Here is a 9,408-nt window from a genome sequence, read left to right on the forward strand (position 1 = left end):
CGCGACCTTCACCGACAACGCCTACTTCGGGTACGCGACCTTCACCGGTGTCACCTCCTTCCAGGGCACGACCTTCACCGGCAACGCCTACTTCCCGGACGCGGCCTTCGACAGCAGGGCCGACTTCCGGGACGCGACCTTCACCGGCGATGCCGACTTTTCGGGTGTGGCCTTCCAGCGCACGGCCGACTTTGCAGGTGATGGAACCGCTCGCGGCGCTGCGAAGGGTGCCTGCCCTAGAGGGCTTCTCGCAGCAGCGAAGGCCTCCGAGGGCACCGTGCTGTTGCCCCGCTGGTGGACTCATCCCCGGCGAGTGCGGCTCAAGAACCCGCCCCCAGGGACCGACACCCCGGCTCCCCCGGAGCAGGACGAGGAGCCTTAGCGCCGGATCCTGCCCGGCCCCGCCGCGCCTTGGTCGTCCACCGGAGCCCACCCGGCCGTGGTCTTCAACGACGACCAGGACCAGATCCCCGTCCGGCGTGTAGGGGGCGCCGGCGCGGGCCGCTGCGTCCGCCAGGTGGGGCAGCTCGCCGGGGTGGGCGGGGCGGATCCTCACAGCAGCGCCGTCTGCCCGGGCACCTGCTCCCGGCCGGTGCGCCCGAACCCCAGGGCGGCCACTACTACAAGCGCTGCCAGCGGTGCGCCCCGCCCCGTGGCGTCGCAGCCGCCCCGGCCGTCGGCGCGGGGCGGCGAACCCGAAGAAGGCACCCGTTCCCGAGTACGACCTGCCCCGCTCCCACGTAGACCCACCAGCGTTGGCCGCCGCCCAACGCCTGGTCGCCGCACTGCACGAACGCATCGAGGCCGGACTGGAGTGCGAACTCCACGACCATCCGCTGCCCTGCGGCAACTGCCTGGGCATGCTCTACGAGCAAGGCGAGGTCGCCGAGCAGGTCCGACTGCACTACGCCAGTCTCGGCCCCGACGGCTTGCGACTGCGCCCGGACCTGGCCATCAAACGCCAGATCCGGGCGGCTACCTGAACGCCCATGCCAGGAATCCATGTCAACGCGGCATGTCCCCGCCCTTCGCGGCCACGAACGTGAACGGGTCGGGGGCGTGTTCGAAGCACCGGCGGCCTCGCGCGTACAGGCGGGTCGGGCTGGTCCCGCACGAGCGGGCCTGGTCCCCGAGGAAGTGCCGGCACGGCTCGGCCACAGCCGCCTCGAACCAGGCCTCGATCCGGTCGGACACTGCGGGCTCCGGCGCGTTCGAGGGCGGGCGCAGTACGGTCAGCACCGGCAGGCGCACCTCCTCGGCCAAGTGCGCCTCCGTCAGCTCCACCGGGGTGCCAGCCGAGCCGCGTCGGGGACGCGCCGTGGTGGCCGACCGGGAGGCGTGCAAGTCAGAGTCCTTCGACCGGCCCCGCCGCGGGGACGCGGTGCGCTTGCGGGCAGGCGGGCCGATCCGCAGCCCCGGAGGCAGGTCCTCCTCGGTGAACCGCTGCCCGTGCTGCTCGGCGTAAGCGTCGTGATCCTGGGGCCGCACCCACATCCGCATCACCCCGGCCCCGTCCACCCCGGGAATCGCGATCGGCACGTACAGGCCGGCGGCGGTCTTGCCGACGAACTCCTCCACCGGCACGGTGACCTTGTCCCACACCCCGTGCCAGTCCCCGCAGTCGTAGCTCCAGCCGCCGATCCCTGTCGATAGCGGACAGCGGCCCGGCAGTTCGATGCAGCGCCGCCAGGCGAAGTTGCGCAGCCCGCCCAGTACCCGGGCCGCCCGCCCCGCACGGATCTGCTCGGGCACGATCTGGCTCACCATCGACCACGGCGCCCGGTTGATGAGCGCCCGTGTGGGCGAGCCCGCCCGCCGGTCGGTGGTCAACCAGGACGGCAGACGTCCCTGGCGCACCGCGTTGTGGCTGCGGTGCAGCACCTGGCGGGCCTGGATCGGGCTCATCTGCACCTCCCACGCCAGCTCCGTGCCGTCGGCGCAAGTGACCAGGACGTCCGCGCGGGAGGAGCGGTCTTTGGAGGAGGACTCCATCACCGCCGAGAACCCCGCCCGTTCGGCATCGGTGACGATGCGCTCCTTCCACGCCCGGTGCTCGGGGCCCTCGGGCAGGTAGCAGGGCCCCTCACCGGAGGCGTGGTGGGCCACGATCAATCGGCCGCGGATGGTGCGCAGGTGCATCCACGGGGAGGAGCGGTTCAGCTCCACACACCGCTGGCACTCCAGCACCCCGGCCTTGATCGAACGCGGGCGTTCTCCCGGGGCGCCACGCAGCGCGTGGATGACCTGGCGGGAGACCCCGAAGTCATCGAGGTTGGGGTCCAGCACAACGGAGGTGCCGACCCAGCGGACACGTGCGAGCTCCCTGGCCACGGGGCCTCCCGGGTTCCACGAAGGGGAAGAGGGCGGAACGGAGGAATTGCAGTGAAGCAGTCACTCCTGACATTCCCCTTCGATCCGTGGTCGGCACCCTTTTCGCTCCTTGAACAGGCTGGGGCCCGCACGACCTGGAGGACGGACGGACTTCAGAGCGGTGCAACCGCGACCAGCGCGGGCACGGGGAAGTCCCGCCGCAGGGGCGCCGCGGGTGAGCCGGAAGCAGACAGAAGGCACACAACGCACCGTTGTTGGCCAGTGAGAAGCGGATGCCGCGGGGACGCCGATTCTTCCAGGGGGCAGACGTGGCCGACGAACCGACACGGACGCCCCGAAAAGCCCAAAAGAAGAACCTTTCGGCCATATCTCGCACTAAGCAACAGAAATCCTAAATCATCCCATTATGATTGAGCTGCGCTCTCTATAATTTCAGGGGCAACCAATGGTTGACAATGGCTTTTTTGGGGGGGTTCCTGATGCTGTATTCACAGGTCAGGACTCTCCCCTCTGGTGAGAACGACTTTCCTCCCCGGGGGCTTCCGCCGCACCTGAGTCGGAATGGGTACCTGATGGCACTACGCCCGATACGATGAGTCCGTCTCAGCGTGGAGACTGGGCGGCACCGGCTTATCCGCCGGTGCCTTCGTGTCGTCCAAGAAGAAAAGGAGGAGAAGCGTTATGGCCACAGATCCGCCTCGTCCACCGGTGCCCTGGTGGATGCCGCCGATCCTGGGCGGTGTCGTCCGGGTCCTGCTGGAAGTACTGCTGGACCGCTGGCGATGAGGCCCCAGCCGGCGTAACCGCCAGCCAGGGCCTCATCTCACAACCGGATGGCTCCGGGGTCCCTTTTTTGCAACGGAACGGACCTCGGGGCTTTTCTCTGAACACCCCAAAGCGCACAAAGGCACCAAAAGGGGTAAGATGTTCCGGCACCCCCAATAGTACGATGAGCGTCATCCGGTAGAGCCCGGTTGGGTGGAAAAACCCACCACATCACGGAGAACTCTTGCCGTTTCCTAACTTTCGGACTTCCGTTCGCGTATCCGCCGACGCCCGCGGTCGGCGTTGCCGTCCAGCGACATCACCCGAAGGAAACGGCGCTCGGCTCCCTGGCGGCTGATCTTCAGGGCTTCTCCGACTTTGCGCCACGACACTTTGTGCTCCGTGCGCAGCCGGTCCAGCAGGACCCGCTCGATCCCGTCCAGCTCCTCACGCACCTGCTCCAGTGTGCTCAGCGCGTCCAGCAGGTTCTCGGTGTCGGAGAACCGCGACCGGGAGACCAGGTGCAGCAGGCTCGCATCGCCCGTCCCGCGCCGGCGGTGGTACTTGCGGAACAGCCGCTGCTCCGCGGCATCCACGATCTCGGGGCCATCGCCTGTGCGCACGTCCTCGTTCATGGCGCACACCGTAAGGGCACGACACCAGCGGCGCGGGAAAACCTGCACTCCTGCAGACCGAAGCCCCTGGCTCTGTGGTGAGAGCGCTGGTTCAGCGCGCCGGCCCGGAGGGGATGCCACCACCGCCCACAACCTTCCGTTGCGCGCGCCGGTGGGGCCGTGGTCATCCGGTGAAGGGGAGCCAGCTCGTGTGGTCCGGGCGGCGTTCCGCCGCTGCAACGGTGCGTTGCTCACATCCGGTGGCGGCGGGGCGCCGCCCGAGTCGGGGGGTCCCGGGGGTGCGAACCCCCGGGTACCACCAGGGGCCGGCCCCAGTCCGCGGGCGTCTGCGATGGAAGATGCGAACACGGCGCTGGGAAGGACTTCGGAGTGTGTCAGAGCAGGTCGCGTAGTTCCTGAGGGCTCATGCCCGCCTGGCGCAGGATCCCGATGGTGGTGCCGCGCTTGAGTTCCTTGTGCAGCGGCACGACCACGCGCTCACCGCCCTTGCGGAGCTTGGCGTGGTCGCCTTTCGTGCTCACGTGCTCCCACCCGGCGCGCTCCAGGGCGCGCACGAGCTTGGGGCCGGAGGTGACGGGGATGTGCGACGGGCTCACGCCGACAAACGTACATCCACGGAGGTCAGCAGAACGGGGGCAGCGGGGTTATCCACAGGCTCCTGCCCGGCGGGCTCGTCCTCGAAGTACAGCTCCAGGGCCTCGCGCAGGTTCGCGACGGCCTCCTCGACGGTCTCGCCCTGGGAGACGACGCCGACGCCGACGGCCTCGGCCACGTACCCTCCGACCTCGGTGTCCGGGGTCAGGGTGGCGGCGAACCGCAGTGTGCGCTCCATGCACAGCAGCGTACCCGCGGGCAGGGCTCCACAGCAGTCCAGGGCACGTCATGGCACTCCATGGCGCTCAACGGCGTGGGGTTCGAATTCCTGGCAAGGGGGACCGCCAGCCAGCACAGCGCCTGCTCCGACGTGGGGCGGCTACAGCCCTCGGGTGGGCCCTCTGTGTTCGGGGGCCTGGTGGGAGTTCTGGGGCTGGCGGGCGTGCTCGGCCTGAGCCTGGGCCTCGGCGATGAGCTCCTTCTCGGCGGTGCGCTCGGCGCGCACTTCCTCGGGCAGTTCCTCCCACGCCAGCTGGCGCTGCTCGGCCGGGGTCATCTCGATCCTCGTGTCGGGCTCGGACCTGTAGCCGATGGCGGTGGCCTCGATGGCGTGGCGGCGCACCAGCTGGTCGCGGTCCTTGCGCTCCAGGGCGCCGATCTCCTCCCGGGTCAGGGCGTAGGCGGTCCCGAGCATCTCGGCGTGCCGGCGCTCGTGTTCGGCCCGTTCCTCCTCGCGGTGGCGCTCGGCGTCCTTCAGGGCCTGGCGGAAGTCCGTCTCCCTCGCCCGCTGCCACAGCGTCTTGGCCTGGTGTTCGGCCTCGACGATCCCGTTCCGGGCCTGTCCGAACTCCTGTTGGCGCTCCGCGGCCTGCTCGCGGGCGGCCTTGGGGGTGGTGCCGTCCATGAGCAGCCGGAGCGTTCCCTGCTGGGCGTACTCGCGGGCCTGGGAAACCCGCACCTGGAGGTCAGGCAGGGCCTGCTTCAGCTCCTGGGCGCGCTGGCGGGCCGCGGCGACCTCCTCGGCGACCGCGCGGGCGGCCGGGCCGCGTCCGGCGCGGGCGTCGGCCTCCGACAGCGGCCGCCACGGGGTCAGGTCCAGGTCCTCCCGGTCGGCGCCGCGCTCGGCTCCCCGGACCTTCTCGTGCTCCTGGTCCTGGCCGTGCTCGGCCTCCCGGGCCTGGGGCGTCGCCGCCTGTTCGGCTGGCGCCCGCTCCGCCTGGCGGACCGGTTCCCGCTCGGGTTCGGGGCGGGCGGGCACGACCTCCCGCAGCGGCGGCGCGGCCTTCTCCAGCTCGTCCAGGACCAGGCCGGGCGGGTCGGCGGTGAGGGTGTCGGCGTAGGCGGAGATGACCCGCACACACCGTTCCGCATCGGTGCGGGCCTCCCCCAGACGCCTGCGGACCTCCTCCTTCTCCACCTCCAGGGCGGGCAGGTACAGGTCCGTGCGCTCCTTCGCCCGCGACATCCCCGCGTACAGGCCGTGGGCGTCCGCCCCGAGCCCGTAGACGTGGCACCGGTCCACCGTCACGCCCTGGGCGGCAGCGATGGTGATCGCGTACCCGTGGGACAGGTCCCCCCGCTTGAGCGCCTCGGGTCCGATCCAGGCCTGCTCAAGGTGGTCTTCGCGCCGCCACTGCACGAGGGCGCCGCGTTCGGGGTCGACCTCGCGGACCAGGCCCCGGAACCCGTTGAGCACGTCGGGGTCGTCGCTGGAACGGGAGCGGTAGTCGTTGGCCCGGACGCGGACCTGGTCCCCAGCGGCCAGGGCCAGGCGCTCCCCCGCCGCGGTGGGAAAGGACACCTCCGGCCCTTGGAGCAGGCCGCCGGCGCGGGCGGCCGCGCGCGCCCTCTCGTTGAGTTCGCCCACGTCGCGGTTGGTGGTGGCGACCATGAGCAGCCGCTCCACCGCGTCGTGCCCGTCGCTGTCAAGGTAGGCCTGACGGTCCTTCCACCAGGCCGCCGCCATGCGGTCGTGCGCGGTGGCGGCGTCGGCGGTGGCGTGGACCAGGCCGTGTTCGCCCCACAGCGCCAGCGCGGACCGGCGCGCCCCCGTCCGCCACGTCGCCAGCGCGGCCTGGTCGACCTCACGGCGCTGGCGGCGGTTCTCCGACAGGGTCAGCCCGTCGACGGCCTCGTGCACCCGGGTGAAGGATCCGCCGGCGGCCACGGACCGGAGCTGGAGCGGGTCGCCGACCAGGACCAGCTTGGTTCCGGTGCGCCCGGCCTCGCGCGTGAGGAGCGCCAGGTTGCGGTCGCCGACCATCGCGGCCTCGTCCAGGACCAGGACGTGCACCCCGTCCAGGCCGGGCCCGTCCTCGATCCTTCGGCGCCAGGACGCCACGGTGCGGGAGGTGATCCCGGCCTCGGCGCGCAGGCCCGCGGCCGCGACCGCCGCCACGGCGGCGCCCTCGACGCGGTACCCGGCCGTCTCCCACGCGGTGCGCGCCGCCGACATGATCGTGGTCTTGCCCGCGCCGGCCACCCCCAGGACGGCGTCGATGCCGTGGCCGTCGCCGATCAGCCGGGTCACCACCCGGTGCTGCTCGGCGGAGAGCGCGAACCCCTTCTGGCGCTGCCAGGACCGTAGGGCGTGGGCGGCGCGGACCACCGGCACCCGCGCCGCGCCGGCGCCGCGGCGGCCGCGGGCGGCCTCCAGGATGGTCCGCTCCGCGGCGGGGATGTCGACGGAGGTGTAGCGGTCGGCGTGGGACATGTGCACCGGCCCGGCGGCCGGGAGCGCCACCGCGAGCTCGTGGGCCAGGACGTGGTCGGTGAGCTCCTCCAGGGCGGCCGCGTCCGCCAGGCCGCCCCGGAGCGCCCCGGCGATGTGCGCCATCACCTTCGCCCGGGTGACGACCTTGGTGTGGGCGGTCACCCCCGTCTCGGGGTCCCACACCGCGGCCGCCACCTCGGAGGGCTCCCACGGCAGGGGCTTGGGGGGCCGCCGGGCCGCGCCCGGCGCGCCGGGTTCGCGCCCCAGCGCCCGGTCAACGACCTGGCGGGGCCGGTGCCCGGCCTCCAGGGCCCGGGTGTGCCAGGACTCCCGCTCGCTCTCGGGTGTGGATGCGGTCTTGGCGCGGGCGGTCGCGCGGGCCGCGGCCCGCCCCTGCGCGGGCGTGGCGCCGTGCCCGGCCGCCGCGCGCACCTGCCGCTGGCGGCGCGAGAACGCGCTCTTGAGGTCCGGTGGGATGCCGACGACGTCCCACCGGCCCGTGGCGGCGTCGCGCTCGAACGCGAGTCCCAGCTCCCGGGTGAGCTTCTCCCGTTCCAGCGCCCGGTACAGCTCCCCCACCGCCGGGACGTGCCGCATCAGGTCCCGGCCCCCGGCCGCGACGGTCCGCCAGCGGCCGTCGGCGCCCTTGGCCATGTTCGCGATCATCACGTGGGTGTGCAGGTGCGGATCGCCCGGCGCCCGGTCGTCCACGGGGCGGGCGGTGCGGTGCACCGTCATCGTCGCGAGGAACCCCGAGGTGGCCACCCGCTCCGCGGACTTGCCGTCGCCGTGGTGGCCAGCCATCCCGTACGCCGTCCACCGCTCCAGGGCTGCCACCGACTCGCGGACGGCTTCCAGATGGAGGGCCTCCATCCGTGCCGCGACCTCCGGGTCGGCCAGGGCCTGGAGCACGCTGATGCCCTTGGGGCGGTCGAAGGTGACGTCGTAGCCCATGACCCCGACCTGCACCCGCTCCTCGCGGTGCTCCTCGGCGGTGGCCAGCTCCGTCGCCTGCCCGGCCGCGGTGTAGACGGCCTCCAGGTCCACTCCGGCCGCGGCCGCGACGCGCTCCAGGTCGCCGACCGCGGCGCGGTGGTCGCCGTCGCGGCGCATCCCCCGGACCAGCCGGGCGGCCCGCTTGAGCGCCCACGGATCGGCCAGCAGCTCCTGCGGGGTGATCTCCCGCTCCAGACAGGCCGCCTTCACCGCGTCCAGCAGCGGCTGCGGGGAGAGCTTCGCCTTGGGGTGCACGGCCAGCTTCGGCTTGACCAGGCGGCGGTGGGAGTGCGGGTCGCGCCCGGTCATGACCCGGCGGATCCCCTCGACGGCGGCCGCGTCTTCCAGGTGGGTGCCGGCCTCCAGCCCGAATTCCGCCCACCCGCCGCCGATGCGCTCGATCGGGCGGGAGCCGCTGTCTAACCGGTAGGAGACGGCCACCGACTCGGCCGTCATCGCGTCCGCGCCGCACTGCTGGGCGAGCCGGTAGTCGGCCTGGGCGGCGTCGTGGATCGGGGTCGCCATCGCCACCGGGCGCCCCCTCCCTCCCGGCCCTGGGCCGGGGTGTGCGGCCCCTGCGGGGGCCGAAAATCCGTATCGGAGATACCTGCGTGCTCTCGTTTTTCAGATCTTAATAGATGGGATCATCCTATGTTTATGTCGGGGGTGGTGCTTTCGGTTCTGGATCGGGTGTCCTTCGGGTGCTCTGTGTTGACGGTCACGAGGATGTCAGTGGATCGGCCACCAACTTGTCAGTGGGCGCGAGCACGAACATGTCAGTGCTCAACCTCTGCCTCCTCCGCCGCTGACGGTGAGTACTCAGGGAAGAGGCTGAACCGGGCGTCTGGGTCGACTGTGAACCCGCCCTCGGCGGTGCCCGCTGCCAGACCGGCTTCGGCCAAGCCCTGGGCGCCGGCGTCCCAGCCCGCGCCGCGCGGCGGTGGGCGGCTGGAGACCACCCGCCGCTACACCCTGCCCATCCAGGCCGACATGGAAGCCGCGGTCGCGCACCTGCCCGCCGACGAGTAACCCGGTGAGCCCTTGGCGCGGGTTTTCGTACTGATCATCGGTGATGCGGGTCCTGCAACCGGCGCCCGGTCGAGGTTGGTCAGGCCGACTCCTCGGAGTCCGGACCTTCCTGGATCTGAACGATCAGGTGGCGCACGGCCGCTGTGGTGTGGTCGTCGCCGGTGGCCTCGAACAGGACCGCGGCTCGGGAGAGCGCGTCCACCGCCTTTTCTCGTACATCGGCGTTCGCGTGGTCCAAGCCGAGTCCGAGCCACGCCTGCGCTTCGCTGTGGGCGTCCCCGACCTGCTGGAAGGCTTGCTGGGCGCGGGTGTGGGCCTCGATCGCCTCCTCGAACCGGCGCACCT

General features: G+C 71.9%; 10 protein-coding genes. 3 read left to right on the forward strand and 7 right to left on the reverse strand.

Annotated features, from left to right (window positions below):
* On the forward strand, positions 1 to 382 hold a 382-nt coding region (locus tag BUE45_RS30670; RefSeq protein WP_178378710.1), incomplete at its 5' end, for a pentapeptide repeat-containing protein.
* A 170-nt stretch (positions 383 to 552) separates the two neighbouring features.
* Here the strand turns inward: BUE45_RS30670 and BUE45_RS32815 are convergent.
* On the reverse strand, positions 553 to 708 hold the full coding sequence (locus tag BUE45_RS32815) for a hypothetical protein (RefSeq protein ID WP_178378711.1): 156 nt from the start codon (positions 706 to 708) through the stop codon (positions 553 to 555).
* A gap of 47 nt (positions 709 to 755) precedes the next feature.
* On the opposite strand from BUE45_RS32815, the gene BUE45_RS32235 reads away from it, so the two are divergent.
* Positions 756 to 983, forward strand: coding sequence for a hypothetical protein (locus BUE45_RS32235; protein ID WP_143173545.1), 228 nt, complete (start codon positions 756 to 758; stop codon positions 981 to 983).
* A gap of 22 nt (positions 984 to 1,005) precedes the next feature.
* Here the strand turns inward: BUE45_RS32235 and BUE45_RS30680 are convergent, their stop codons facing one another.
* The 5 genes from BUE45_RS30680 to mobF all read right to left on the reverse strand — a co-directional run bounded on the left by BUE45_RS30680 (position 1,006) and on the right by mobF (position 8,559).
* Entirely contained in the window at positions 1,006 to 2,331 is a 1,326-nt protein-coding gene (locus tag BUE45_RS30680; RefSeq protein WP_143173546.1) for a competence protein CoiA family protein, read from the reverse strand.
* 1,019 nt (positions 2,332 to 3,350) lie between these two features.
* Positions 3,351 to 3,719 carry a hypothetical protein gene (locus BUE45_RS30685; protein WP_143173547.1) on the reverse strand — a complete coding sequence of 123 codons (369 nt, stop codon included), beginning with the start codon at positions 3,717 to 3,719 and terminating at the stop codon, positions 3,351 to 3,353.
* Between the two features lie 386 nt (positions 3,720 to 4,105).
* Positions 4,106 to 4,327: a type II toxin-antitoxin system HicA family toxin gene (locus tag BUE45_RS30690; RefSeq protein WP_073384426.1), complete on the reverse strand. Its 222-nt coding sequence runs from the start codon at positions 4,325 to 4,327 to the stop codon at positions 4,106 to 4,108.
* The gene (locus BUE45_RS30695) at positions 4,324 to 4,563 is read right to left on the reverse strand and encodes a type II toxin-antitoxin system HicB family antitoxin (protein ID WP_073384427.1); all 240 of its coding nucleotides are present in this window, start codon (positions 4,561 to 4,563) and stop codon (positions 4,324 to 4,326) included. Before BUE45_RS30695 ends, BUE45_RS30690 begins: the two co-directional genes overlap by 4 nt.
* A 141-nt stretch (positions 4,564 to 4,704) precedes the next feature.
* Positions 4,705 to 8,559 (reverse strand): MobF family relaxase, encoded by a 3,855-nt coding sequence (mobF, locus tag BUE45_RS30700; RefSeq protein ID WP_143173548.1) that lies wholly within the window; start codon positions 8,557 to 8,559, stop codon positions 4,705 to 4,707.
* A 348-nt stretch (positions 8,560 to 8,907) separates the two neighbouring features.
* Between mobF and BUE45_RS32820 the strand changes: the two genes are divergently transcribed.
* Positions 8,908 to 9,063: a hypothetical protein gene (locus BUE45_RS32820; protein WP_178378712.1), complete on the forward strand. Its 156-nt coding sequence runs from the start codon at positions 8,908 to 8,910 to the stop codon at positions 9,061 to 9,063.
* 79 nt (positions 9,064 to 9,142) lie between these two features.
* Here BUE45_RS32820 and BUE45_RS32825 read toward each other — a convergent pair.
* On the reverse strand, positions 9,143 to 9,408 hold a 266-nt coding region (locus tag BUE45_RS32825; RefSeq protein ID WP_394328548.1), incomplete at its 5' end, for a hypothetical protein.

This window comes from Nocardiopsis flavescens, from assembly GCF_900141985.1.
Taxonomy (GTDB): Bacteria; Actinomycetota; Actinomycetes; order Streptosporangiales; family Streptosporangiaceae; genus Nocardiopsis; species Nocardiopsis flavescens.